This is a genomic window from Rhizobium sullae, from assembly GCF_900169785.1.
GTDB lineage: Bacteria > Pseudomonadota > Alphaproteobacteria > Rhizobiales > Rhizobiaceae > Rhizobium > Rhizobium sullae.
The window spans coordinates 1-24877 of the sequence record NZ_FWER01000033.1; the positions used below are offsets into that span (position 1 = coordinate 1).

Annotated in this window: 21 protein-coding genes; 8 read left to right on the forward strand and 13 right to left on the reverse strand. The window is 60.0% G+C overall.

The features are described 5' to 3' along the window. Nucleotides 1–2791 (forward strand): AAA family ATPase (locus BN1800_RS24890; RefSeq protein WP_087001580.1); only part of this gene is annotated, 2791 nt, incomplete at its 5' end. Between the two features lie 262 nt (nt 2792–3053). On the opposite strand, the gene BN1800_RS24895 is transcribed toward BN1800_RS24890, so the two are convergent. Then, complete coding sequence (locus BN1800_RS24895; protein ID WP_087001581.1) at nt 3054–3572, reverse strand: GNAT family N-acetyltransferase; 519 nt, start codon at nt 3570–3572, stop codon at nt 3054–3056. Between the two features lie 498 nt (nt 3573–4070). Beyond that, the gene (locus BN1800_RS43485) at nt 4071–4193 is read right to left on the reverse strand and encodes a hypothetical protein (protein WP_280173973.1); all 123 of its coding nucleotides are present in this window, start codon (nt 4191–4193) and stop codon (nt 4071–4073) included. A gap of 962 nt (nt 4194–5155) precedes the next feature. Here BN1800_RS43485 and BN1800_RS24915 point away from each other — a divergent pair. From BN1800_RS24915 to BN1800_RS24945, 7 genes are all read left to right on the forward strand, one after another. Next, nucleotides 5156–5488, forward strand: coding sequence for a PilZ domain-containing protein (locus BN1800_RS24915; RefSeq protein WP_244564626.1), 333 nt, complete (start codon nt 5156–5158; stop codon nt 5486–5488). 336 nt (nt 5489–5824) lie between these two features. Further along, nucleotides 5825–6547: a FadR/GntR family transcriptional regulator gene (locus tag BN1800_RS24920; RefSeq protein WP_087001585.1), complete on the forward strand. Its 723-nt coding sequence runs from the start codon at nt 5825–5827 to the stop codon at nt 6545–6547. Further along, nucleotides 6544–7710 carry a PLP-dependent transferase gene (locus BN1800_RS24925; protein ID WP_087001586.1) on the forward strand — a complete coding sequence of 389 codons (1167 nt, stop codon included), beginning with the start codon at nt 6544–6546 and terminating at the stop codon, nt 7708–7710. The genes BN1800_RS24920 and BN1800_RS24925 overlap by 4 nt, the downstream gene beginning before the upstream one ends. Nucleotides 7711–7749: 39 nt before the next feature. Then, the gene (locus tag BN1800_RS24930; protein WP_087001587.1) at nt 7750–9009 is read left to right on the forward strand and encodes an ABC transporter substrate-binding protein; all 1260 of its coding nucleotides are present in this window, start codon (nt 7750–7752) and stop codon (nt 9007–9009) included. A gap of 187 nt (nt 9010–9196) precedes the next feature. Beyond that, a complete protein-coding gene (locus tag BN1800_RS24935) occupies nt 9197–10132 on the forward strand; it encodes a carbohydrate ABC transporter permease (protein ID WP_087001588.1) in 936 nt (311 codons plus the stop codon). A 4-nt stretch (nt 10133–10136) separates the two neighbouring features. Continuing rightward, nucleotides 10137–10967, forward strand: a complete 831-nt coding sequence (locus BN1800_RS24940) for a carbohydrate ABC transporter permease (RefSeq protein WP_087001589.1) — start codon at nt 10137–10139, stop codon at nt 10965–10967. Nucleotides 10968–10970: 3 nt separating this feature from the next. Continuing rightward, nucleotides 10971–12026: an ABC transporter ATP-binding protein gene (locus BN1800_RS24945; protein ID WP_087001590.1), complete on the forward strand. Its 1056-nt coding sequence runs from the start codon at nt 10971–10973 to the stop codon at nt 12024–12026. Nucleotides 12027–12191: 165 nt separating this feature from the next. On the opposite strand, the gene BN1800_RS24950 is transcribed toward BN1800_RS24945, so the two are convergent. From BN1800_RS24950 to kdpB, 11 genes are all read right to left on the reverse strand, one after another. Continuing rightward, a complete protein-coding gene (locus tag BN1800_RS24950; RefSeq protein WP_087001591.1) occupies nt 12192–13229 on the reverse strand; it encodes an MBL fold metallo-hydrolase in 1038 nt (345 codons plus the stop codon). A gap of 47 nt (nt 13230–13276) precedes the next feature. Further along, on the reverse strand, nt 13277–13939 hold the full coding sequence (locus BN1800_RS24955; protein ID WP_027511033.1) for a peroxiredoxin: 663 nt from the start codon (nt 13937–13939) through the stop codon (nt 13277–13279). 193 nt (nt 13940–14132) lie between these two features. Further along, on the reverse strand, nt 14133–15176 hold the full coding sequence (locus tag BN1800_RS24960) for a sulfate/molybdate ABC transporter ATP-binding protein (protein WP_087001592.1): 1044 nt from the start codon (nt 15174–15176) through the stop codon (nt 14133–14135). 10 nt (nt 15177–15186) lie between these two features. After that, the gene (gene cysW, locus BN1800_RS24965; RefSeq protein ID WP_027511031.1) at nt 15187–16059 is read right to left on the reverse strand and encodes a sulfate ABC transporter permease subunit CysW; all 873 of its coding nucleotides are present in this window, start codon (nt 16057–16059) and stop codon (nt 15187–15189) included. Further along, nucleotides 16049–16906, reverse strand: coding sequence for a sulfate ABC transporter permease subunit CysT (cysT, locus tag BN1800_RS24970; protein ID WP_087001593.1), 858 nt, complete (start codon nt 16904–16906; stop codon nt 16049–16051). The genes cysW and cysT overlap by 11 nt, the downstream gene beginning before the upstream one ends. 8 nt (nt 16907–16914) lie before the next feature. After that, nucleotides 16915–17940, reverse strand: a complete 1026-nt coding sequence (locus BN1800_RS24975; protein ID WP_087001594.1) for a sulfate ABC transporter substrate-binding protein — start codon at nt 17938–17940, stop codon at nt 16915–16917. A gap of 268 nt (nt 17941–18208) precedes the next feature. Beyond that, nucleotides 18209–18664 (reverse strand): PTS sugar transporter subunit IIA, encoded by a 456-nt coding sequence (locus BN1800_RS24980; protein WP_087001595.1) that lies wholly within the window; start codon nt 18662–18664, stop codon nt 18209–18211. A 41-nt stretch (nt 18665–18705) separates the two neighbouring features. Then, nucleotides 18706–19398 carry a response regulator transcription factor gene (locus BN1800_RS24985; RefSeq protein ID WP_087001596.1) on the reverse strand — a complete coding sequence of 231 codons (693 nt, stop codon included), beginning with the start codon at nt 19396–19398 and terminating at the stop codon, nt 18706–18708. After that, nucleotides 19395–22103, reverse strand: coding sequence for a sensor histidine kinase (locus BN1800_RS24990; protein ID WP_087001597.1), 2709 nt, complete (start codon nt 22101–22103; stop codon nt 19395–19397). The genes BN1800_RS24985 and BN1800_RS24990 overlap by 4 nt, the downstream gene beginning before the upstream one ends. A gap of 63 nt (nt 22104–22166) precedes the next feature. Continuing rightward, nucleotides 22167–22736 carry a potassium-transporting ATPase subunit KdpC gene (gene kdpC / locus BN1800_RS24995; RefSeq protein ID WP_087001598.1) on the reverse strand — a complete coding sequence of 190 codons (570 nt, stop codon included), beginning with the start codon at nt 22734–22736 and terminating at the stop codon, nt 22167–22169. Nucleotides 22737–22748: 12 nt separating this feature from the next. Continuing rightward, complete coding sequence (gene kdpB / locus BN1800_RS25000) at nt 22749–24836, reverse strand: potassium-transporting ATPase subunit KdpB (RefSeq protein ID WP_087001599.1); 2088 nt, start codon at nt 24834–24836, stop codon at nt 22749–22751. Between the last annotated feature and the right edge of the window lie 41 nt (nt 24837–24877).

The following is a 24877-nucleotide window of genomic DNA, read 5'->3' on the forward strand; positions in this document are numbered from 1 at the left end:
CACCGGCGAGGCCGAGGAATGCAGCGTCGTGGGTGAAACGCCGAACCAGGCGGCCCGCCTACAGGAGTTGGCCGGATCCGGCACGGTGGTCATTGCCGAAGCAACGCGCGCACTGCTGCGGGGCCAGTTCAAGCTCGAAAGCATCGGACTGCGGTCGATCAAAGGTTTTTCCGGGGCGGCTGAAGCGTTTCGGGTGCTCGGTGAAGTGCGTAGCGACGACCGCTTCGAGGCCGGTCACGCGACCGTACTGCCGTTGGTCGGCCGTGACCCGGAACTCGCATTGTTGGTCGATCGCTGGACTCAGGCAAAGGCCAAGGAAGGTCAGGTCGTCCTGCTCGAGGGTGAGGCTGGAATCGGCAAGTCGCGTCTCGCCCTGGCCCTTCGCGAGCGTCTCCTTCGAGAACCACACAGGTTGCGCCGCTACTTCGCCTCGCCATACCACATCAACAGCGCGCTTCGCCCGGTGATTGGCCAGCTTGAACAGGAAGCGGGATTTGAACGCGAGGATTCATCGGTCGTGAAGCTCGCCAAACTCCAGGCGCTGATCGCGGAACAGGTGGGTGAGGTGAGCGAAGCGCTTCCATTGTTGGCCGAGCTTCTCGGAATTCCAGGCACTGGCCGCGGTCCAATACTGGATCTCGCGCCCCAACAGCGTAAGAACCGAACCTTCGACGTGCTCATCGCCCAGCTTGGCAGACTGGCTGCGAAGCAGCCAGTGCTCCTGGTGCTTGAGGACGCTCACTGGCTGGACGCGAGTAGCCTAGAGCTGTTCGGCTTGTTCGTGAACCACATCCGGCAGCTCCCGGTGCTGCTGGTCATTACCCACAGGCCCGAGTTCGTCCCGCCTTGGCGTAGTTACCGGCACGTGACAAAGGTAGTCCTGAATCGCCTCGACCGGGTGCACGCTCAATCGCTGGTCGAACGGCTGACCGGCGGAAAGGCACTGCCTGCCGGAGTGCTCGATTACATCCTGGCCAACACCGATGGCGTACCGCTGTACCTTGAGGAGTTGACCAAAACCATGCTCGAATCTGGTCTCCTGGGAGTGGCCGGCGATCAGCTTGGACTGGCTGCACATATGCCGCCGCTGGCGATCCCGGTAACGCTGTACGACTCGCTGATGGCCCGCCTCGACCGCCTCGGGAGGGCCAAGGTGGTGGCCCAGATCGGCGCCTGCATTGGGCGCGAGTTCTCCTATGAGCTGATTGCGGCGTTAGCAGTGCTCGATGAGCATGAGCTGCAGAGGAGCCTTGATCAACTGGTTGCTACTGAGCTAGTTTTTCGGCGCGGAAGCCCCCCTAACGCGATCTACAGCTTCAAGCACGCGCTCGTCCGAGATACCGCATATCAGTCGCTCCTCAAGAGCCGCCGCCGGGAACTACATCGCCGTATTGCGCAGGTCTTCGAAGAACTCGCCCCACATGTCGTGTCCGCTCAGCCGGAGCTCCTGGCCCATCATCTGACGGAGGCAGGAGAGCTGCCGCAAGCCGTCGTGTTCTGGCACCGGGCCGCCGAGCACGCAAACGAGCGGGCGGCGAATACCGAGGCCGTCGGCCATTTGGCCAAGGCACTCGACCTGCTCGCCCAGATGCCCGAGAATCCGGAGCAACTCGAGCTTGAGCTGACGTTGTTGATCACCATGGGACGAGTGCTTACCGCCGCGAAGGGCTATGGCCACCCGGAGGTCGAGCGCGTCTACAACCGTGCTCTCAACCTGGCGGAGCGGATCCAGGAAACGCCCAGGCTGTTCCCGGTGCTCCTCGGTCTCACCATTCATCATGCGGTGCGGTCCGAGCTTTCCGCGGCGCGGGACCTTGGCGAACGGCTTCTGAGGTTGGCGCAGCAGATCTCGGATCCTGTGCTCGTGGTGGAAGCGTCCTATGCTTTGGGCATTACCTGCTCCTGGCGTGGCGAATTCGCCTCGGCATGGAAGCACTTCGAGCACGGGATCAGCCAATACGACATCGCCCAGCACCGGGCCCATCTAGCGCTCTATGGACAGGATGGAGGACCGATCTGCCTGTGCCGTGGCGGCATGGCGCTGTGGTATCTCGGCCACGATGACCGGGCGCTGGAGCTGATGGACGAGGCGCTCGCCATGACCGCGAGCCTCAGGCATTTGTTCAGCCGTGCCTATGTACTGACATGGGCGGCGATTTTGCAGGTGCATCGACGCGACATCGCCAAGGCGCAAGAGGCGGCGGAGTTGGCGTTGGCGTTCGCGGCCGAACACGAGTTTCCATTCTGGCACACCCAGGGAGTCTTCCTGCAGGGGTGGGTGCTGGCGGAGCGGGGCCTGATCGCGGAAGGCATCGAGCGGTTGCGAGACGGGTTGGCTGGCATGCAGGCGATCGGGTCAGGAATGACGGCGCCTTGGGCGATGGGTTTACTCGCGGAGGCGCATGGAAAGGCTGATCGGTTTGCCGAGGGTAGCACCTTGATTGACGAGGCGCTTACCATTGTCGCACGCACTGGCAACCGCTGGTGCGAGGCGGAGCTGCATCGGCTCAAGGGCGAACTCATATCATCGAGCTCCGAATGCGATCCTGCCGAAATCGAGGCGTGCTTCCGCCGTGCGCTCGACGTCGCCCGCATGCAGGATGCGAAGATGTGGGAACTGCGCTCGGCGGTGAGTTTGGCCCGGCTTTGGCGAGCACAGGGTCTTAGGGCGCAGGCCTGCGGGCTGCTCATGCCGCTCCTCGGCTGTCTCTCTAACGGCCACGGGACGCTCGATCTTCAGGATGCGCAAGCGGTCCTTGAGAGCTGCGGAGGTAGTAAATTGAGCACCTGAACACTTGCTCCGCTGCAACGACTTTGTCGTAACTCCCGACCCAGCCACTAACTTATTTGTGGAACTCAACCAGGTTAAGGTGCCCAACGGGCTCGCAGCAGGGACTTTGCGGGCGTCATCCTTGCCATAAAATGTCTTCCTAAGACATTTTATGCCCTCGATTGTCTCAGGATGCCCACTTTCGTGACGGCGGCGAAATTCAATCAAGTATTTTTAGAGGTATCAGGTTGACAGGATCATTTGTGATCAGAGGGCGACGGAGTTAGCCTGCCAGAGGGGCTTCCATGAAGATGAGATGGTTGCGCAGTTCAGGAGGTGCTTCGTAGTAGGGCGCGATCTCCTGGAATCCGAGAGAGCGGTAGAGGCTTAGCGCCTCATCGTGATTGCGGCCGGTGTCCAGCCGCATGGTGGTGTAGCCCCGCTCAGCAGCCACGCGCACGATGCTCTCGGCGAGACGGCGGCCCAGCCCTAAGCCTCGGCCATCAGGGCTGATGAACATGCGCTTCATCTCGCATGTGTGTTCGTCGATCCGCTGCATCATCACGCAGCCGACCACCTTTCCGTTCAGGCGGGCAACAAGAATCTCCCCATCTGGAGCCGAGTGGAGCCTCGGCAGGCTGTCTAGGAGTGCGGCCCATGATTCTGGCGTGTAGTAGCGGTCGACGAACCAAGCGTTCTCGTCATAGCGCGACCGGCACCAGTCGATGAAGCCGTTGCACAAGGCTCGAATCGCAGTGAAGTCGTCAGGTCTGGCTGGGCCGATCTCCGAGTTCTGTTCCACCTCTGTGCCCCGCTCACGAATTCTGCATCGGCAAGCGCTCCTTCCCGAGTTCCATGGACGCCGAAAGGGAGGCCGCGGTCGGGTCGGGTTCAAGCAGTCGCCCGCTGGGAATTCGGAAGTGTAGAATTGCAGCCAATCTACGCTCAACCCGTTGCCGGTCGCTGGCACCAGTTGGCATCACTCCGGCTCCTCGATAGCGCGCATCGAACCCTAACACATGCTGTCACGCTCCGCATGCGTTCCTGCGCGATCGCCCAGATGGAGTAAGGCATTGGATAGGGGAGCCAGTCCAATCCAGTCTTTTTCATCTTCTCGCCGGCACCGGATTGAACTGAAAAACAAGCCTGCTTGCCTCCGTGTGCTATCCTTCGACTTCCGCCCTTTAGCGCGCACTCCGGCCGCTGGTAGGCCCACTGCGATCAGTCGTTGTCATTAGCAATGGGCAGTGGATCACGGAAATCGCAGGTCACAAACATCCAATCATCTCGCGCCTTGGGATCAGCTTTTCCACCAGATCAGGAGCAGGAGGACGGGTATGATCCACCAGTATTTCATGAAGGCCTGCTTCGCTGCATTGAAGTCGTTCTGCGACTTCAATGCCTTGGCATCGACACCCGTCAAAACATCAACCTTGAAACCAAGGAGGTGTTTCGGATTGTCCGAATGGATAATCTCGTTACCTCCCAGTCGGAATGTACGCCAATCAACGGATGCACGGATGGCGAACCCATACCGCTTCACGGGCGAAGGCCTCGGCGATAACACTCGCAGTAGCATTTGATGCTAGGTAGTATTGTGGATATACTCGCGCCATAATCGCAGACTTTTTTTGGTATCTCACAAGAAATCGACATCGTCACAGCTCAGTCCCGTCTTTTCTAAACCATGCGTTAAGAAGCTATTTGTAGTTTTTTTAGCGAAGTGCGTTGCAACTATATGGAGGGCGGTGGTGTTTGTCGTATCGATCATGGACCGGGGGGATGAGCGCAACTTTCTCGCTACGGAGCTTCGCTTAAACGACGATATGGCGTTCGTTGATTGTGGTGGGGTCACACACGTGTTCAAGGTCGTTGATGTTATCGACATCATTCCTGTGAGTAGTGATCGCAAAATAGACCAACGATGTCTGAATCGCGGGCGCTGGTACATCAACTAAATTAGCGGCCGAGAGAAGATTCGGTGGAATTCCGGACTGGATGTTTTTTGTTAAGATCGGTTGTACTTGTGATCGCTTTCGTCGGCACTATCGCGGAGGCAGTAAAACGACGGCCAGCAAGCTGCAAGCAAGGTAAGGCTTTTCAGCGATTGCCAGTCCGGCGGTTTCCTTCCCCGTTAGGTTAGACGTCCAGTCGTCATCGATCGGACTGGGATCATAGCCGGCGCGATACAGGCGAAGTTGTCTGGCTTTGATCTGCGCCACGATCGCGGGCAGAGCCCACTCAAGAGCTGACGGCATCAAATCCAGCGTCAACGCTGGATTGGCAGTTCTGCTGGGCCTTCACTAAATTAGCGACTGCTATTAGAGATTGTTCAACCGTTTCGCGATATCTTGCCACACATGTTCAAATGGGAGCAGCAGTATTATGCGAAATTTGAATATCGTTACCCGCAAGGCTGAGCGCAAGCATTGCCGCATATTCGGGAAGGTCCGTTACCTCAACAAGGAAGTGGACGCCCGCATCCTCGACATGTCGGTCACCGGCATGGCGGTAGAAATCAGAGCGCCGATCCATGCAGCATCGGGCAGCCGCGTACAGATTCTGGCAGACGACCTGGGAACGCTCCATGGCATCATCCGCTGGAGCCACAGCGGTCGCCTTGGTATCCAGTTCGATCCTAATTCCAACGCGCAGGCGCAGGTCTCCTCCTATTTCCGCTTCTTCCACAAGGAAGTGAAGCCGGTTCTGACACGCTAAACACCTGTCATTTTCAGGGTTTAGGCGGCAGATCGAAGAGCGGTGCATCCGGCGAGACTTAAGCACTCGACCTCAACGTTCGGGCGGCCGCCGTTCCAGAATTCGCAGTGACCGGGATCTGTGCGCTCTGAGAAATGATCTGGCTCTTCTTCTGGGAGCGATTGCAAAAGAGGGACATCGATGCAGGTGCTTTGAGGCCCTTTCGGGGGTGCAAAAGGACATTGTGGGAGAGCGGGGCCATCTACAACTGTCTTGGCATCTTGACGGGTCGGAGTCTTTGAGAAATGCTAAGATGTCAGACCAATTTTGCGTCTGTGGGAAGACATCGGGGAACCCATGAAGGCAAATGTCAGCGATAATCCCTTGATCCGGCCGCTTCCGGCAATGGATCGCGCGCGTCAGGTCACCGAAGCGTTGGCTCACTACGTCGACGCCGCGAAGCTTAAGACAGGCGACAGGCTGCCTGCCGAACGCGAACTCATGGCAGCCCTTGCCGTCGGCCGTTCGACCATTCGCGAGGCGATCCGGCACTTTCAGGCACTTGGAGTCATCGAGACGCGCAAGGGAAGCGGCACCTATCTGCTGAAGCCTGTTTCCAAGGCGACCATCCACATGCCGCTGTCGCTCGACACGGCGCATCTTCGCGACGTGCTTTTGCAGACGCTGGAGGTTCGCCGCGGTATCGAATGCGAGGCGGGCATGGTGGCCGCGCGGCGCAGAACAGCCAGAGATCTCGTGATCATCGAGGAGAAGCTCGGCGAGATGGAACGAGTGCACCATGCGAAGGGCACATCCGGTCCCGAAGACCTCGCCTTTCACATGGCGGTTTACGACGCAACTCACAATCCGCTGTTCGGTCAGCTTCTTGAACAGATGCGTGAGGCCTTCGAGCGCTTCTGGACCCACCCGTTCGACCGAGAAGACTTCGCGCGCCGGTCCTTTCCGTTCCACCGCACGCTTTTCAACGCGATCGGCGCTCAGGACGCGGAGGCTGCTCGCGTAGAAACATTGAAAATTCTCGAGGTCGTCGAGGAAGACATCAAGGAAATGTCCAAATGAGCAGCGGCTTGCAACCGTTCGATCTTGCCTCGCTGATCACCGCGCACGACGAGGGCAACTTTGCCGACGCGGTCGTTCCGCCGATTTTTCAGACATCGCTTTTCACTTTTACCGATTACGACGACATGATTGCCTCCTATCGCGGCGAGAAGGTGCGACCGATCTATACGCGCGGGCTCAACCCGACGGTGCGTATGTTCGAGGAAATGCTGGCAAAGCTCGAAGGCGCGGAAGACGCGGTCGGCTTTGCAAGCGGCATGTCGGCGATCTCGTCTGCAGTTTTAAGTTTCGTCGAGCCTGGCGACCGGATCGTGGCGGTCAAGCATGTCTATCCCGATGCTTTCCGTCTGTTCGGCACGATCCTGAAGCGCATGAAGGTTGAAGTGACCTATGTCGATGGACGCGACGAGGAGGCAGTCGCCAAGGCACTGCCCGGCGCCAAGGTCTTTTACATGGAAAGCCCGACGAGCTGGATTATCGAAGCCCATGACGTCGGCGCGCTTGCGGCACTTGCCAGGGGGCACGGCGTCGTCACGATGATAGACAATAGCTGGGCTAGTCCTTTCTTCCAGCAGCCGCTGACCTTGGGTGTCGATCTCGTCATTCACTCGGCATCGAAATATCTCGGCGGCCACAGCGATGTCGTCGCCGGCGTCGTTGCAGGCTCCAAGGAAATGATCGCGCACATCAAGGCCGAGGCCTATCCTTATCTCGGCGGCAAGCTTTCGCCCTTCGATGCCTGGCTCCTGATCCGCGGTCTCCGTACCCTGCCGCTTCGCATGAAGGCCCACGAGGCTGCGGCGATGACGATCGCCCAGCGCCTGCAGGCGCTCGATGTGGTCGAGCAGGTCTGCCATCCGGGCCTTACCAACCGCCTGCCTGTGGGACTCAACGGCACGTCGGGCCTCTTTTCGTTCATATTCCGCGATGGCGTCGATATCCGCGCCTTCGCCGATCACCTTAAGCTCTTCAAACTGGGAGTGAGCTGGGGTGGACATGAAAGCCTGATCGTACCAGGCGAGGTTGTGCTTCAGCAGAAAGCGCAGCCGAACTCCGCGCATGCCTTTGGCATTCATCCGCGGTCCGTACGCCTCCATGTCGGCCTCGAAGGAACCGAGGCGCTGTGGAGAGATATCGAAGCGGCGATTGCTGCCGCTTCATAATCTTCAACCTGAGAGAACACCAAAAAGGGGGAACTGAGCATGAAAAGACTGATAACCGCAACGCTCTTCGCCACGATGATGGCAGGCACGGCCCTTGCCGATACGACGCTGAAGCTCGTCGAAGTCATCACCAGTCCGGAGCGCACCGAGACGCTGAAATCGATCGTCGGCAAGTTCGAAGCCGAAAACCCGGGCACCAAGGTCGAGATCATCTCGCTGCCGTGGAACGAAGCCTTCCAGAAGTTCGCGACCATGGTATCGGCGGGCGATACGCCCGATGTGATGGAAATGCCCGACACCTGGCTTTCGCTTTATGGCAACAATGGCATGCTCGAAAGCCTTGAGCCCTATCTCGAAAAGTGGGAGCACACCAAGGAACTGACGCCGCGCGCGCTCGAACTCGGCCGCGATGTCAAGGACACGGCCTATATGCTGCCGTACGGCTTCTATCTGCGCGCCATGTTCTACAACAAGAAGCTGCTGCAGGATGCAGGTGTCGCCGAACCGCCGAAGACGATGGACGAATTCACCAAGGCCTCCGAAGCGGTCTCCAAGATCTCCGGCAAATACGGCTACTGCATGCGTGGCGGCCCGGGTGGCCTCAACGGCTGGATGATCTTCGCCGCCTCCATGGCAGGCGACAACAAGTATTTCAACGAAGACGGCACCTCGACCATGAACAGCCCCGGCTGGGCAAAAGGCATCGAGTGGATGGTCGATCTCTACAAGAAGGGCTATGCGCCGAAGGACAGCGTGAACTGGGGCTTCAACGAGGTCGTTGCCGGCTTTTACTCCGGCACCTGCGCTTTCCTCGACCAGGATCCGGATGCCTTGATCGCGATTGCCGAGCGCATGAAGAAGGAGGACTTCGGCGTCATCCCGCTGCCGAAAGGCCCGGACGGCAAATCCTTCCCGACGATCGGCTATGCGGGCTGGTCGATGTTCACGACGAGCCAGAACAAGGATCTTTCCTGGAAGCTGATTGCAACGCTCGAAGGTCCGGAAGGCAACATCGAGTGGAACAAGAAGATCGGCGCCCTGCCGGCCTACACGGCCGCCGAGAAGGATCCCTTCTATGCAGGCGACCAGTTCAAGGGCTGGTTCGAAGAATTGGCCGACCCAAACACGATTCCGACCGTCATGCCGACCTATCTCGAAGAATTCGCCTTCTTCAAGGATTCGCTGGCGATCAAGACCTCGCAGCAGGCACTTCTCGGCGACATCACACCGAAGGAACTGGCCGATCAGTGGGCCGATTACCTGACCAAGGCACAGCAGAAGTTCCTGGCCAAGAAGTAAATCGGCTGGCTTTGAGGCTGGAGCCCCTCATTCCACCCTTCGGGCCGCCTTCTCCCCAGTGGGGAGAAGGCACCCGAGAGGCCGCGCCATATCTCTTCCCGCCATCGGAGAGAGGGTGCCGGCAGGCGGATGACGGGGCTGGCCGCCGGACAAGACTTTCGCGTAACATGATGAGAGCCGCAACCCGATGACTATGACCGCCGACACGCGCGACATGCGCCCCGACCGCAGGCCGTGGCTTCAGCGTCTTGCGGATGCCTCGGAACCTTATCTCTACAGCGCGCCGTCGCTGATCCTCATCATCGCGGTCATGCTGGTGCCACTCGTGGTGGGCATTTCCTATGCTTTCCGCGATATCCAGCTTCTGAATCCGTTTTCCGGCGGCTTCATCGGGCTTGAGCATTTCCGCGCCCTTTCTGTGGATGCAGCCTTCTACGGCGCGCTTCGGAATACGCTGTGGTGGACCGGGGCTTCCGTCATCTTGCAGTTCATCTTCGGGCTCATCCTGGCGCTGCTCCTCGACAAGCCGTTTTGGGGCAGGGGTATCGTTCAGGCGCTGGTCTTCCTGCCGTGGGCGGTCCCATCTTTCCTTGCCGGTCTCAACTGGGCCTGGCTATTTAATCCTGTGATCGGGCCGATCCCGCACTGGCTCTTCGGTCTCGGGCTAATGGGCGCGCCCAGCAATATCCTCTCTGATCCGCAATATGCGATGTGGGGACCGATCATCGCCAATGTCTGGTGGGGCATTCCATTCTTCGCGATCACGCTGCTTGCTGCACTTCAGGCAATCCCGCGCGACCTTTATGAAGCCGCGTCCATCGACGGCGCCGGCTGGTTCCAGCGTTTCCGTTCGATCACGCTTCCCTTCCTTGCGCCAACGATTGCCATCACCGTGCTGCTGCGCACCGTCTGGGTGTCGAACTTCGCCGACCTCATCGTCGTCATGACCGGCGGCGGACCTGCGGACCGAACGCAGATCGTCGCCAGCTACATCTTCACTCAGGCCTTCAGGCGGCTCGATTTCGGCTATGCCTCGGCGATCGCGCTGGTTCTGCTCGCGCTGCTGCTTGCCTATTCCATGCTGATCATCCTGCTTAGGCAGACTTTGCTGAACAAGGACTGAGCCGATGAGACGATCCATCATTCCGACCATCGCGCATCGGTTGGCGATCCTCTGCTATATCGGTTTCGCGCTCTTCCCACTTTTCTGGCTGCTGAAGGTCTCGGTGACGCCGAACGATCTTCTTTATACCGAAGGCGTGCGCATGTGGCCGTCGCGCACGACCTGGGATCACTTTTCCTTCGTGCTTCAGCACAGTGCCTTTCCGACCTTCTTCAAGAACAGCTTGATCGTGTCGGCTTCTACTGCGGTGGCGGTGACGATCTGCGCCTCGCTTTCCGGTTATGCGCTGTCGCGCTTCAACTTCCGGGCAAAATACTGGATCGTCGCGCTGATGCTTTTGACGCAGATGTTCCCGCTGGTCATGCTCGTCGCACCCATCTTCAAAATCCTCTCGCCGTTGCACCTGACGAATAGCCTGACCGGCCTCGTCGTCGTCTATACGGCCTTCAACGTGCCCTTCGCGACCTTCCTGATGCAGTCCTTCTTCGACGGCATCCCGAAGGATCTTGAAGAGGCCGCGCTGATCGATGGCGCCACACAGTTCACCGCGTTTCGGCAAATCATATTGCCGCTAACGCTTCCGGGGATTGCTGCAACGCTCGGCTTCGTCTTCACGGCGGCATGGAGCGAGCTGCTCTTCGCGCTTATGCTTATTAACGGCAACGACGCGGCGACCTTCCCGGTCGGCCTTCTCACATTCGTTTCGAAATTCTCCGTGGATTTCGGGCAGATGATGGCGGCGGGCGTCATGGCGCTCATTCCAGCCGGCCTCTTCTTCCTACTCATTCAGCGTTATCTCGTCCAGGGCCTGACGGCCGGCGCGGTCAAGGGTTAGTCAATGGCATCGATCGATATTCAGAACATCAAGAAAGCCTATGGCCACGTACAGGTGCTGCATGACATCGATCTGCGCATCAAGGACGGGGAATTCGTCGTGCTCGTCGGCCCGTCGGGCTGCGGCAAATCCACCTTGCTGCGCATGATCGCGGGGCTGGAAGACGTCACTGGCGGCGAAATCCGCATTGCCGGGAAGCGGGTCAACGAGCTGCACCCTAAGGACCGGGACATTGCCATGGTGTTCCAGTCCTACGCGCTTTATCCGCACATGAACGTCGCCGGAAACATGAGCTACAGCCTGAAGCTCAGGAAGACGGCGAAGGAAAAGATTGCGAGTGCGGTTGCAAATGCGGCCTCCAAACTTGGCCTCGATCCGCTGCTTGAACGACGGCCGAAGGCACTTTCTGGCGGCCAGCGGCAGCGTGTCGCCATGGGCCGGGCCATCGTGCGTCAGCCGAAGGCCTTCCTCTTCGACGAGCCGCTTTCGAACCTCGACGCGCGTCTTCGCGAACAGATGCGGGCGGAGATCAAGAAACTGCATGGTGACCTGAAGGCGACCTCGATCTATGTGACGCACGACCAGATCGAGGCAATGACGCTGGCGGACCGGATCGTCGCCATGCATGGCGGGGTCGTCCAGCAGGTCGGCAGCCCGCTCGAACTCTACGACAGGCCCGCCAATCTTTTCGTCGCAGGCTTCATCGGCTCACCGGGTATGAATTTCCTAGATGCAATTTACGAGGCGAGCGGGGTCAGGCTCAAGGACGGCACACTGGTTCCACTATCGGCGCCGCTTGCGCTTTCGAGCGGCGCGAAAGTCACGCTCGGCATCCGTCCGGAGCATGTCGTCATGTCGGATCAAAGCGGCATCAGCGCTGAGGTCGAACTCGTCGAGCCGACGGGCTTCGGCATTATCCTGCATCTCTCACTGCACGGGTTGCCGTTCAAAGTCTTCACGCTTGACCGCGAAGCGCTGGCGTGCGGGCCGAAAGTCAACGTCTCCTTTCCGGCTCAGCATCTGCACCTATTCGATAGCGAGGGGAACAGGGCAGGCTGACGTCTCTTCCTCCGCCCCGTCGGCTACGGCATCCACAGTGCGGCCTGGCGCTTGCTGATTTTTCCGTGTTCGTCCCATTCTTCTGGTGCCAATCGAAATCAGACATGTGGGCAAGCTCCGTGTTAAAGGACGCTGTCGCACAGCTGAAAAAATTGATGATGCGGTCTATCGGACCACTGGCCCATTCGCCTTCTTCCAGGCGTCGAGGCCACCTTCGATGTGGCAGGCGCTGGCAAGTCCGGCGTCATGGGCTGCCTGAACGGCCATCGCCGAACGTTCGCCGAAGGCGCAGTAGAACAGGACGCGCTTGCCGGCAGCGGTCGCCATTTCATGCAGCATGCCGCCCGCGCTGATGTTTTCCTGTAAATCCAGATAGGGTGCATGCAGAGAGCCGGGGATCGTTCCATGCTTCTCGCGTTCTGCCTTCTCGCGCAGATCGACGATTGCAATGTCGGGGCGGCCGCGCAGCGTCACCGCGTCGGCAGCCGAGACGGCCCAGCCTTTGCGTACGATCTCGTCTTGATGCAGACCGACATGAATATTTGCGGGCACGGCCACATCCATCATCTTCGGATTTGGCAGCTTCAGGTTGTTCATGAGGTCGGCATATTCGTCAGCCGATCGAACCTTGAGGCGCGGATTGAAGCGCTTCTCCTCGCCGATGGTCGAGACCGTGTCGCCCTTATAGTCGTGCGCCGGATAGACCAGCGTCTCGTCCGGCAATTTGAGGAGCTTGTTGAAGATGGAATCATATTGCTGAAGCGGATTGCCGTTCTGGAAATCGGTGCGTCCGGTGCCGCGGATGAGCAGCGTGTCGCCCGTGAACACGCGGCCGTTCATGAGGAAGGAATAGGAATCGTCGGTATGGCCGGGCGTATAGAGCACGTCGAGGCTCAGTCCCTCGATCGCGACACGGTCGCCTTCGGTCACGCGCATCGAGACGACATCGGCAAGCGTCTGTTCGCCCATCACGGTAATGCAATGGGTGCGGTCGCGCAGTGCGCCCAACCCGGTAATGTGGTCGGCGTGCAGATGCGTATCCACGGCCTTGACCAGCTTGAGGTCAAGCTCTTCCACGAGCTTGAGATAGCGATCGACCTTCTCGAGCACAGGATCGATGATGAGCGCCTCGCCCCCTTGCCGGCTGGCGATGAGATAGGTGTAGGTGCCGGAAACGCTGTCGAAGAGCTGACGGAAGATCATCGGCACCCCCTTTCGCAATGTTGCCCCGGACGAACCGGATGCTGCTGTTACGTCTCTGGCTGCGGGACGATCCGGATGTAGGGCTTCGGCGCGTTCCATCCTTTCGGATAGATCGTCCTGGCTTCGTCGTCGCTCACTGAGCCGGCGATGATGACGTCTTCGCCTTGCTTCCAGTTCACCGGCGTTGCGACCCTGTGTTTGGCCGTCAGCTGCAGAGAGTCGATCACACGCAGCACTTCATCGAAATTGCGGCCGGTGGTCATCGGATAGACGAGGATAAGCTTGATCTTTTTGTCCGGACCGATGACGAAGACGTTACGCACCGTCTGGTTGTCGGCCGGCGTGCGCGTCGTCGGATCGCCGGATACTGCTGCCGGAAGCATGCCATAGAGCTTCGACACGTTGTAGTCGGTATCGGCAATCATCGGGAAATTCGGTGCTGCGCCCTGGGTTTCCTTGATGTCGCTTGCCCAGCCGGAATGGCGGTCGAGCGGATCGACAGACAAGCCAATGATCTTCACTCCGCGTCTATCGAACTCGGGCTTGATCCTGGCCATGTAGCCCAGTTCGGTGGTGCAGACCGGCGTGAAATCCTTCGGATGTGAGAACAGGACGGCCCAGGAATTGCCGATCCAGTCGTGAAACTGAATCTTGCCTTCGGTCGTTTCTGCCTGGAAATCCGGTGCGATATCGTTGATTGCGAGAGACATGATCTCCTCCACCTGACAAATGGTTGCCAAAACGTTTCGCAGGTATGGTTATTGGGCATTTCTCTAAAATAAGCAATGCGTAATATAAAGGATGGCGCTTTCTTTGATGCCGCCGGCAACATATTTGAGAAGTCGTCGGCAATGCATTTGAACTTTCGTGCCTCCTCTACTCCTTTTGGAGAGGCATGGACCGTCAAGCGCTCCTGAACAGCTTCCAGCGTTTCGGACGGAAGGCGATGCGGTTGCGGTCAAGGCTGTCAGCCTGTGCAGGCGGCAGTTCGAGCTCTATCGATGGGTGATCCTTGCCGATATTGACCTCGATATGGCGCGTGCCGGCCACGCGGCGGCTGGAAACGAGCAGGCCGGCAATGCAGCCGCCGCAGCCGTCGCGCAGTTCGATATCGTGCGGACGGAAATAGAGCTGCGCTTGGCCGTCCGCCTCGTTCTGAGCCGTGAGCCCCAGCGGGCGGTCTTCGAACCAGATTTCGCCGCTGGCAACGCGCACATCCAGACAGTTCGACTGACCGACGAAGCCGAAGACGAAAGGTGAATTCGGGTTGTCGTAGACCTGGTCAGGCGTGCCGACCTGTTCGATCGCGCCCTGGCTCATGACGACGACGCGGTCGGCGAGTTCCATCGCCTCGTCCTGGTCATGCGTGACGAAAACCGTGGTGTGGCCGGTGCGGTCGTGGATTTCACGAAGCCATTTGCGCAGGTCCTTGCGCACCTGGGCGTCGAGCGCGCCGAAGGGCTCATCGAGAAGCAGTACGTTCGGCTCAACTGCCAGCGCACGGGCGAGGGCGACGCGCTGGCGCTGGCCCCCCGAGAGCTGGGCCGGATAGCGTTTCTCCAGGCCGGAAAGCTGCACGAGATCGAGCAGTTCCAGCGCGCGGCTGCGGATTTCGATTTTTGACGGGCGGCGGGCCGTGTTGCGCACCTTGAGCCCGAAGGCGACGTTGTCGAGCACCGTCATGTAGCGGAAGAGGGCGTAGTGCTGGAACACGAAGCCGATATTGCGCTCTTGCACGGTCTTTTTCGAGGCATCTTCGTCACCGAAGTAGATCAGGCCCTCGGTCGGGCTCTCGAGGCCGGCAATGAGGCGCAGCAATGTCGTCTTGCCGGAGCCGGACGGCCCGAGCAGCGCGATCAGTTCGCCGGAGCGGATATCAAGAGAGACGTCGTGCAACGCCGGAAAACGCTCGAATTCCTTGCGCAGGTTCTGAATGCGAACTTCCATTTTATTTCCTTCAGTGCCGCCGGCTGGCGGCGATTTCTTCGCTGTATCGCATTTCGAGCAGCGTCTTCAAAACAAGGGTCACAAGGGCAAGCAAGGCAAGCAATGTCGCAACGGCAAAGGCGCCGGTGAAGTTATATTCGTTGTAGAGAATTTCTACCTGCAGCGGCATGGTGTTCGTTTGGCCGCGGATATGGCCGGAGACGACGGAGACGGCACCGAACTCGCCCATGGCGCGGGCGTTGCAGAGCAGCACACCATAAAGCAGACCCCATTTAATGTTCGGCAAGGTGACGTGCCAGAAGGTCTGCCAGCCGCTGGCCCCTAGCGACAAGGCAGCCTCTTCGTCTGCCGTTCCCTGCTCCTGCATCAGCGGGATCAATTCCCGCGCGACGAACGGGAACGTGACGAACATGGTGGCAAGGATCAGTCCCGGCACGGCGAAAAGAATCTTGATGTCGTGCGCATCGAACCATTTTCCGAGATAGGTATTGGCGCCGAAAAGCAGCACGAAGACGAGGCCGGAAATAACCGGCGAGACGGAGAAAGGCAGGTCGATCAAGGTCGTCAGGAAAGCCTTGCCCTTGAACTCGAACTTGGCAATCGCCCAAGCCGCCGCGACGCCGAAAAACAAGTTTAGCGGTACACTGATTCCGGCGACGACAAGGGTCAGCCGAATCGCGGAGAAGGTTTCCGCGTCCTGCAGCGCCTCGAAGAAAGCACTCCCGCCCTTGCGAAAGGCCTCGACGAAGACCGCCGCAAGCGGCAGCAGCAAAATAAGGAGCAGGAAGATCAGCGACAGGATGATGAGCGTCCAGCGGGCGAACCTGGTTTCGGTGATGACAGAGCGGACCTTGGTTGAGCGAGCGATCGTGTCAAATGCCATTCCCATACCTCCGCCTGCTCCAACTCTGGATGAGATTGATGACCAGCAGCATGATGAACGAGATGATCAGCATGACTGCAGCAATACCCGTCGCGGCCGCATAGTTGTATTCTTCCAATTTGATGACGATCAAAAGCGGCGCAATCTCCGACTTGAACGGCAGGTTGCCGGCAATGAAGATGACCGAGCCGTATTCGCCGACGCCGCGAGCGAAGGCGAGTGCAAAGCCCGTCAGCACGGCAGGCGCGAGTGCTGGAAGCAGGACGCGGAAGATCGTCTGGAAACGATTGGCACCGAGCGTTGCGGCAGCTTCTTCCACCTCCTTGTCGATCTCTTCCATCACCGGCTGCACGGTACGCACGACGAAGGGTAGACCGACGAAAACGAGAGCGACGACGATGCCCACAGGTGTGAAGGCGATCTTGATGCCGAGCGGCGTCAGGAACTGGCCGATCCAGCCGTTCGGCGCATAGAGCGTCGTCAAGGCGATGCCGGCAACGGCGGTCGGCAATGCGAAAGGCAGATCGACCATCGCATCAATGACGCGCTTGCCGGGGAAACGGTAGCGCACCAGCACCCAGGCGAGGACGACGCCGAAAGCGGCATTGACGCAGGCCGCGACGAACGCGGCGCCGAAGCTAATGCGAAGCGCGCTTAGCGTACGCTGATCGAGCGCGATCGACACGAATTTGTCCCAGCCGAGCTCGCTCGAGCGCCAGGCGAGGCCCGAGAGCGGGATGAGGATCAGAAGGGTGAGCCAGGTCAAGGTAAGGCCGAGCGCTATTCCAAAACCTGGAATGACGCTCGGCCGTTTGAACCGCCACCGTGTGGGGCTATGTGCTTTCATGCGGCGTATTATTGGGCCGGCTTGTAGATTTGGTCAAACACGCCGCCATCACCGAAGAATTTCGGCTGCGCCTCCTTCCACCCGCCGAAGTCGTCGATAGTCGCGAGCTTCAGGTTCTGGAAACGGGCAATGTCCGCCTTGTCGGCGACTTCCGGCTTGCTCGGGCGATAGAAGTGCTTGGCAGCGATCTTCTGGCCTTCATCGGAGTAGAGGTAGTTGAGATAGGCTTCGGCGACCTTGCGCGTGCCTTTCTTGTCGACGTTGCCGTCGACGATTGCGACCGGCGGATCGGCGCGGATCGACAGGGTCGGCGTGACGATCTCAAACTGGTCCGGACCAAGTTCTTCCAGCGAAAGATAGGCTTCGTTTTCCCAGGCGAGCAGAACATCGCCCAGACCGCGCTGGACGAAGGTCGTCGTTGCGCCGCGAGCGCCGGTGTCGAGCACCGGAACGTGCTGTAGCAGCTGCGTCACGTATTCTTGGGCTTTGGTGTCGTTGCCGCCGTTTGCCTGCTTGGCCCAAGCCCAGGCGGCCAGGAAGTTCCAGCGTGCGCCGCCCGAGGTCTTCGGGTTCGGCGTGATGACCTGGACATCTTCCTTGATCAGGTCGCCCCAATCCTTGATGCCCTTCGGATTGCCCTTGCGGACGAGGAAAACGATGGTGGAGGTGTAGGGCGCCGAATTGTTCGGGAACTTGGACTTCCAATCGGCCGGGATCTTGCCGGTCTTCTCGGCGATCGCATCGATGTCGCCTTCGAGTGCGAGAGTTACGACATCGGCCTCAAGGCCATCGATGACCGAACGCGCCTGGGCGCCGGAGCCGCCATGCGACGTCTGGATCGTGACCGTCTCGCCGGTATCCTTCTGCCACTTTTCGGCAAAGGCGACATTGAAATCCTTATACAATTCGCGCGTCGGGTCGTAGGACACGTTGAGAAGCGTCTGATCGGCGAAAGCCGGGGCAACGGCGCCGATTGCTACGCTGCCTGCAAAGACAGCGGCCGCAAGCAGCCGAATCGTCCTTATTGATCGCATGGGAACCTCCTTCGTTCTGCCTAAACTCTATCAACTTGGTCGTATAACGAAACGAACGTTCTTCCGGTTCCCCAGGTGCTTTTAGAATGTCATCCCATATGACGGGCAAATCTGAAATGAGCATCCTGCCCGGCGATATGTCCGCATTGCGAGCCATCCTAAGAAATGTGGCATTCCGGCGACAAGAAGGCTGCTGAAATAACAAATTCGCGACAGGACGGGCGATGATGTCTCAAGGGACCAGGCGCCGCGCTCAAACCGCGCTCTCTCATGGTCGTGAATCTCCAATGAAACTCGAATAGAATTCATCGACGTTTTTTGCCTTGCGCATCGACATAAGGACGCCATCTGACTGCAGGCGCCGTGCGATGGCGGCAAGCACGTTTAGGTATGCGCCTCGATTGCTCTCTCCGAAAAGCAGCACGAAGGCGATGTCCGTCGGCACGTCGTCGATCGCCTCGAAATCCAGCGGCTGCGCGAAACGCACAAGAAGGCCGCGCGGGCTCGTCATGCCGGCGATCACCGCATGCGGCACCGCGATGCCGTTGCCGATGCCGGTCGAGCCGAGGTTTTCACGGCTTTCCAGCGCCTGGAGGATGATCTTCTCCTCGATGTCGAATGCTTTGCCGGCCTTTTCCGCGAGGCTCCGCAGCGCACGCCACTTCGTCGCCCCCGAGACGCCGATGAAGGCATGCTCCGGCCGGATGATGTCTGCGAGGTTCATGTCTTTCCCGTTATCATATTGACCGGATGAGGCGCCCGAAATCAATCCGGCTCCCTAAGCCGGTAGCCGACGCCGGTTTCGGTGGTGATATATTGCGGCTGGTCCGGAATCTGCTCCACCTTTTGCCGCAGCTGGCGGACATAGACGCGCAGATACTGAACGTCGGCTGCCGGTCCCCAAATCTGTTTCAGAAGGAACTGATGCGTCAGCACCTTGCCGGCGTGCTGGGCGAGCACTCGAAGGATATCGTATTCCTTCGGAGACAGCTTGATCTCCCTGTCGTCCACCTTGACGATCCGCTTGACGAGATCGATGGAAAGACCACTGGTTTGGAAGATGGCCTTTTCGCCCTGCTGCTGCAGCCGATGGCGGAGTGCCACACGGATGCGGGCACCGAGCTCGTTGATGCCGAAGGGTTTCGTCACATAGTCGTCAGCGCCGGTTTCGAGCGCCTTGACGATGCCCGCCTCGTCGGTGCGGCTGGAGAGGATGACGACGGGCATGGAAAGGCCATCTTCGCGCCATTCGCGCAGCAGGTCGTGGCCCGGCTTGTCGGGAAGGCCGAGATCCAGAACGACGAGGTCCGGCTCATTTTCTTTCACGGCCCGATCGGCACTGGCGGCATTCGGCGCCTCATGCACCTCGTAGCCTTGCGCACTGAGCCCGACGCGAAGCAGTTTGCGGATCGGCGGCTCGTCGTCGACAACGAGAATTTTCACGGCTGAACCGGTCATTTGAGCTCATCCAGTTTTGGAATGTCATTGGGTTTCGGCAGGCGGATGGTAAAGACGGCGCCGGAGCGGTCCTTGCGGTTTTCGGCAATGATCGTTCCTCCCATTGCCTCGATGAAACCGCGGCAAATGGAAAGGCCGAGACCTGTTCCGGCACGCACCTGGTCGCCCTTGCGGACGCGGTGGAAGGTATCGAAGACGCGGGTGAGATCGTTGGGTGGAATACCCGGGCCCTCGTCGGCAATCTGAATGACGAGGTGTCCGGCATCGGTCCAGCCCTCGATGCGGATCACCGAACCTTCAGGCGCATATTTCGCAGCATTGTCGAGCAGGTTGAAGAGCGCCTGTTCGAAAAGTACGGGATCGACACGCACCATCGGCAGGTCGGCAGGCATGATCATCTCGGTCTTGTGACGCTCAAGGATCTTGATGGCCCGCCTCAGCGCGCTGCCGGCGATATCGCCTGGATAGTGCAAGCCGTAATTCGGCTCCATGGCTCCGGATTCGATTTTCGTCATGTCGAGCAGGTTGGCGATGAACCGGTTCAGGCGTTCGGATTCGTCGATAACTGTCGACAGAAGATCGTCGCGATCTTCTGCCAGCATGGAGCCGAAATAGTCGCGCAGTGTGCCGGCGGCGCCAAGGACCGCGGCAAGCGGTGTCTTCAGGTCGTGCGAAATCGAGGTCAGCAAGGCGGAACGCAACCGGTCGGCTTCGGCGGCGAGCTTGGCGCGATCGACATCGGCAACGAGCTGTACGCGCTCGATGGCAAGCGCTGCCTGGTCGGCAAGCGCATCCAGGAGCCGCTGCTGCTCGGGCGTAAACAGCGGGCCCTCGCGGCGGTCGCTGTCGAGACCGATGACGCCGACGGCGGTGCGCCCGGTTCGTAGCGGCACATAAAGGCGTTTGGCGCCGGGAAGCGTATCCGCGCCGCGCCCGGCGGCATGATTGTGTTCCCAGGCCCAGCGTGCCGCGGCAATATCGGCATCGTCCAGCGTGTCGTCAGGCGGATATCCTGCCTTGACTGCGATCGTACCTTCTTCGGGTAGGAGCAGGACGACACGGACCTTGAGCATCGAGGCGATCTGGAAGGCGGTCGCCCAGAGCACGTCGTCGAGCGTGCCGGTGCTCGCGAGCTTGCGGGAAAAAAGATAAAGGTCCTCGGTGGTGCGCGCACGCTGACGCGCGGCCGCCGCCTGCCGCTGAACGGCTGCCGTGAGGTTACTCGCAATCAGCGCAACGCCGATAAAGAAGAAAAAGGCGATCACGCTTTCGGGGTCCCTGATCGTCAGGGTGAAACGCGGCGGCAGGAAAAAGAAGTTAAAGGCAAGCGCGCCCAGAAGGCAGCTGTAGAGCGCGGGCCGCAAACCGTGGAGGACGGCGGAGGTGAGTACTGCCATCAGGAAAACCAGGGCAAGGTTGCGCACGTCCAGAACCTGATCGAGCACCACGCTGAATCCGAGCGCTACGGCAACATAGGCCGTTGCGAGCAGATAGGCCTTGATGTTGAAGGCCGGCAATGCAGGTGCCAGTCTGACGCCTCGGCCCGCGCTGTCGTCCTTCTCGTTGCCGGAGATGACATGAATGCTGATATCGCCGGCGAGCCGGATCAGATCGTCGACCGGCGAGTGCTGAAACCATTGGCGCCATGTCGGCGCCTCGGGCGAACCGACAACGATATGCGTGACGTTGTTGGCGCTCGCGTGGCGAAGCAATTCCTCGGCGACCCGGTTGCCGGGAAGCGTGAGTGCCTCGCCGCCGAGCCGCTCGGCTAGGCGCAGCGTTGCTGCGATCGTATCCCGCTCTTCTTCTGTCAGGCTGATCGACCGGTTGGTTTCGATATAGACGGCGGACCATGGCGCGCGCAGCCGCGAAGCCATGCGTGTGGCATAGCGCACCAGCGAGGCAGATCGCGGATGGTGATCGATCGAGACGAGCACGCGTTCGCCGGCAGCCCATGGACCAGAGATCGCATGCGCCTGCATATGGCTTACAAGCTGGTCGTCGACACGCTGCGCAGTCTTGCGCAACGCAAGTTCACGAAGTGCCGTCAGATTCCCGGGCGTGAAATAGTTGGTCAGCGCGCGTTCGGCCGTTTTCGGCACATAGACCTTGCCATCGTGCAGGCGCTTGATCAGGTCCTCGGGCGTCAGGTCGATGATCTCGATATCGTCAGCCATGTCGATCACGGAGTCGGGCACCGTCTCGCGGACGCGGATGCGGGTGATCTGCGAAACGACGTCGTTCAGGCTCTCGACATGCTGGATGTTCAGCGTCGTATAGACGTCGATGCCGCGATCCAGCAGCTCCTTGACGTCGAGATAGCGTTTCGGATGGCGGCTGCCTTCGGCGTTGGTGTGGGCAAGTTCATCGACGAGGACGAGCCCCGGCTTGCGGGCGAGGATGGCGTCGAGGTCCATCTCCTCCAGAGTGTGGCCCTTGTAATGGACTTTCACCCGCGGAATGATCGCAAAGCCGTCGAGCAGAGCCTGGGTTTCCCTGCGGCCGTGGGTCTCGACGACCCCAACAACAACGTCGATGCCGTCCGCAAGCTTTGCCCGTCCGGAAACCAGCATTTCATAGGTCTTGCCGACGCCAGGTGCGGCGCCGAGGAATATCTTCAACCGGCCGCGCGTTTCGGCCCGCGCCTTCTCGAGAAGCGCGTCCGGCGAGGGCCTTGCAACCTGATCGCGGTTATCATCCGGCATTCGCATGATCTTTCCGATGAGCAGGCCCTGGACCGCTTGCGAACCGTCCGGGGCCTACAACCTTTACTGAGTCATAGAAGCATCGAGGGACCGGTTCAATGCCAGAACATTGACCGTCGGTTCGCCAAGGATGCCGAGTTCAGGGTGCTGTATGGCGCTATCCACCAGCGCCTTTACCGCAGCCTCGTCCATGTTGCGGGCCTTGGCAACGCGCGGTACCTGGAAGTAGGCAGTGTCCGGCGAGATATGCGGGTCAAGCCCGCTGCCGGAGGCGGTCACCAGATCGATCGGCACTTCGGCATTCGGGTTTGTCGCCTTGGCGGCCTCGTAGTCGGCCTTCACACGGTCGATCAGCTTCTGGCTGGTCGGGCCGAGGTTCGAGCCGCCGGAGCTTTCGGCATTGTAGCCGTCGCCCGCCGCCGAAGGACGGCCGTGGAAATACGTGTCGCTGGTGAAGGATTGGCCGATCAGCGTCGAGCCGATCACCTGGCCATCCTTCTCGATCAGGCTGCCATTTGCCTGCGTCGGAAACAGCGCCTTGGCGACGCCTGTCATGGCAAGCGGGTAAAGCAGGCCGGTGATGGCCGTGGTGGCAACGAACATGACGATCGCTGGACGAAGTTGTTTCAACATTGCTGGTACTCCTTAGGCGAGGCCGGCAGCGGTGATCAGCATGTCGATCGCCTTGATGCCGATGAACGGAACGACAATGCCGCCGAGGCCGTAGATCAAAAGGTTGCGCGAAAGCAGGGCGCCCGCCCCAATCGGACGGTAGCGCACGCCTTTGAGGGACAAGGGGATCAACGCGATGATGATCAGCGCGTTGAAGATGATCGCCGAGAGGATGGCGCTTTGCGGCGACGACAAGCCCATGACGTTCAGCGCGGAAAGCTGCGGGTAGAAGGTGAGGAACATCGCCGGGATGATGGCGAAATACTTGGCGATATCGTTGGCGATCGAAAAGGTCGTCAGCGCGCCTCGGGTCATCAAGAGCTGCTTGCCGATCTCGACGATCTCGATGAGCTTCGTCGGGTCGCTGTCGAGGTCGACCATGTTGCCCGCCTCGCGGGCGGCGACGGTGCCGGTATTCATGGCGACACCGACGTCGGCCTGGGCAAGGGCCGGTGCGTCGTTCGTGCCGTCGCCGCACATGGCGACCAGCTTACCTTTCGCCTGTTCCTCGCGGATGAGCGTCAGCTTGTTTTCGGGTGTTGCCTGCGCCAGGAAGTCGTCGACGCCGGCTTCGGCGGCGATCGCAGCGGCGGTCATCGGGTTGTCGCCTGTGATCATGACGGTACGGATGCCCATGCGGCGCAGTTCGGCGAAACGCTCGCGGATGCCGCCCTTGACGATGTCCTTGAGCTGAATGACGCCAAGCAGACGGCCGTCACGGGCAACGGCAAGCGGCGTGCCGCCGGACCTGGCGATTTCGTCGGCGATTGTCTGCAACTCCTTCACGACGTCGCTGTTGATCCGCAATGCGAGTGCGGCGTTGCCCGACATAGAGGTTGAGCCTTCGCCGACATAGGCAAGCACCGCGTCGACAGCGCCCTTGCGTATCGACGAGCCCTCGACATCGACCCCACTCATGCGGGTCTGGGCCGTGAAGGGCACGAAAGTCGCCTTCAGGCTGGCCATCTCGCGGCCGCGGATTGCGTATTTCTCCTTGGCAAGCACGACGATCGATCGGCCTTCCGGCGTTTCGTCGGCAAGCGAAGCAAGCTGGGCTGCGTCGGCAAGCTCCTGCTCGGAGACGCCGCGGACCGGATGGAAGGCGGTTGCCTGGCGGTTGCCGAGGGTGATGGTGCCTGTCTTGTCGAGCAGCAGCGTGTCAACGTCTCCGGCGGCTTCGACGGCGCGGCCGGACATGGCGAGCACGTTGAAGCGGACAAGACGGTCCATGCCGGCAATACCGATGGCCGAGAGCAGGGCGCCGATCGTCGTCGGGATCAATGTCACGAAGAGTGCAACGAGCATGATGATGGGGATCGAGCCGCCGGCATAGATCGCAAAGCTTGGGATCGTCGCAGTCGCGAGAACGAAGATCAGCGTCATGCCGGCGAGCAGGATGTTGAGGGCGATCTCGTTCGGGGTCTTCTGGCGTTCCGCACCTTCGACGAGCGAGATCATGCGGTCGAGGAAAGTCGACCCCGCAGCCGCCGTGATGCGAACGCGGATCCAGTCGGAAAGCACCTGCGTGCCGCCGGTGACCGCCGAACGATCACCGCCGGATTCGCGGATGACCGGCGCGGATTCGCCGGTGATCGCAGCTTCGTTGACCGAGGCGACACCTTCGACGACTTCGCCGTCCGACGGGATGATGTCGCCGGCCTCGACAAGGACAAGGTCGCCGACCTTCAGGCTCGTGCCGGGCACCATGCGGTAACCCGTGCCGTCATTGGACGTCAGCAGCTTGGCTTGGGTTTCGGTGCGGGCCCTGCGAAGCGAGTCGGCCTGCGCCTTGCCACGGCCTTCGGCGACAGCCTCGGCGAAGTTGGCGAAAAGCACGGTGAACCAGAGCCAGAGATTGATCTGGAAGGAAAAGTCGAGATTCCCGCGGCCGGTGATGAGATCGCGGAGGAAGAGAACGGTCGTGAGCGCCGAGACTGTGGCCACGACGAACATGACCGGGTTTCGGGCAAGCGTCCGCGGGTTGAGCTTCTTGAAAGCAGCGCTGACTGCCGGAATGAGGATGCGAGAATCCATGATGCTCGCGGATTTTGCCTGGCTCATAAGAGACTCCAGCTTGAAAGAGTAAGGCGACCGTCGCGCGG

Bases quoted from the DNA above. Each gene is read 5' to 3' on its own strand.
- BN1800_RS24915 (WP_244564626.1), top strand. From the start codon at position 5,156: ATGCGAAATTTGAATATCGTTACCCGCAAGGCTGAGCGCAAGCATTGC.
- BN1800_RS24920 (WP_087001585.1), top strand. From the start codon at position 5,825: ATGAAGGCAAATGTCAGCGATAATCCCTTGATCCGGCCGCTTCCGGCA.
- BN1800_RS24925 (WP_087001586.1), top strand. From the start codon at position 6,544: ATGAGCAGCGGCTTGCAACCGTTCGATCTTGCCTCGCTGATCACCGCG.
- BN1800_RS24930 (WP_087001587.1), top strand. From the start codon at position 7,750: ATGAAAAGACTGATAACCGCAACGCTCTTCGCCACGATGATGGCAGGC.
- BN1800_RS24935 (WP_087001588.1), top strand. From the start codon at position 9,197: ATGACTATGACCGCCGACACGCGCGACATGCGCCCCGACCGCAGGCCG.
- BN1800_RS24940 (WP_087001589.1), top strand. From the start codon at position 10,137: ATGAGACGATCCATCATTCCGACCATCGCGCATCGGTTGGCGATCCTC.
- BN1800_RS24945 (WP_087001590.1), top strand. From the start codon at position 10,971: ATGGCATCGATCGATATTCAGAACATCAAGAAAGCCTATGGCCACGTA.
- BN1800_RS24950 (WP_087001591.1), bottom strand. From the start codon at position 13,229: ATGATCTTCCGTCAGCTCTTCGACAGCGTTTCCGGCACCTACACCTAT.
- BN1800_RS24955 (WP_027511033.1), bottom strand. From the start codon at position 13,939: ATGTCTCTCGCAATCAACGATATCGCACCGGATTTCCAGGCAGAAACG.
- BN1800_RS24960 (WP_087001592.1), bottom strand. From the start codon at position 15,176: ATGGAAGTTCGCATTCAGAACCTGCGCAAGGAATTCGAGCGTTTTCCG.
- cysW (WP_027511031.1), bottom strand. From the start codon at position 16,059: ATGGCATTTGACACGATCGCTCGCTCAACCAAGGTCCGCTCTGTCATC.
- cysT (WP_087001593.1), bottom strand. From the start codon at position 16,906: ATGAAAGCACATAGCCCCACACGGTGGCGGTTCAAACGGCCGAGCGTC.
- BN1800_RS24975 (WP_087001594.1), bottom strand. From the start codon at position 17,940: ATGCGATCAATAAGGACGATTCGGCTGCTTGCGGCCGCTGTCTTTGCA.
- BN1800_RS24980 (WP_087001595.1), bottom strand. From the start codon at position 18,664: ATGAACCTCGCAGACATCATCCGGCCGGAGCATGCCTTCATCGGCGTC.
- BN1800_RS24985 (WP_087001596.1), bottom strand. From the start codon at position 19,398: ATGACCGGTTCAGCCGTGAAAATTCTCGTTGTCGACGACGAGCCGCCG.
- BN1800_RS24990 (WP_087001597.1), bottom strand. From the start codon at position 22,103: ATGCCGGATGATAACCGCGATCAGGTTGCAAGGCCCTCGCCGGACGCG.
- kdpC (WP_087001598.1), bottom strand. From the start codon at position 22,736: ATGTTGAAACAACTTCGTCCAGCGATCGTCATGTTCGTTGCCACCACG.
- kdpB (WP_087001599.1), bottom strand. From the start codon at position 24,836: ATGAGCCAGGCAAAATCCGCGAGCATCATGGATTCTCGCATCCTCATT.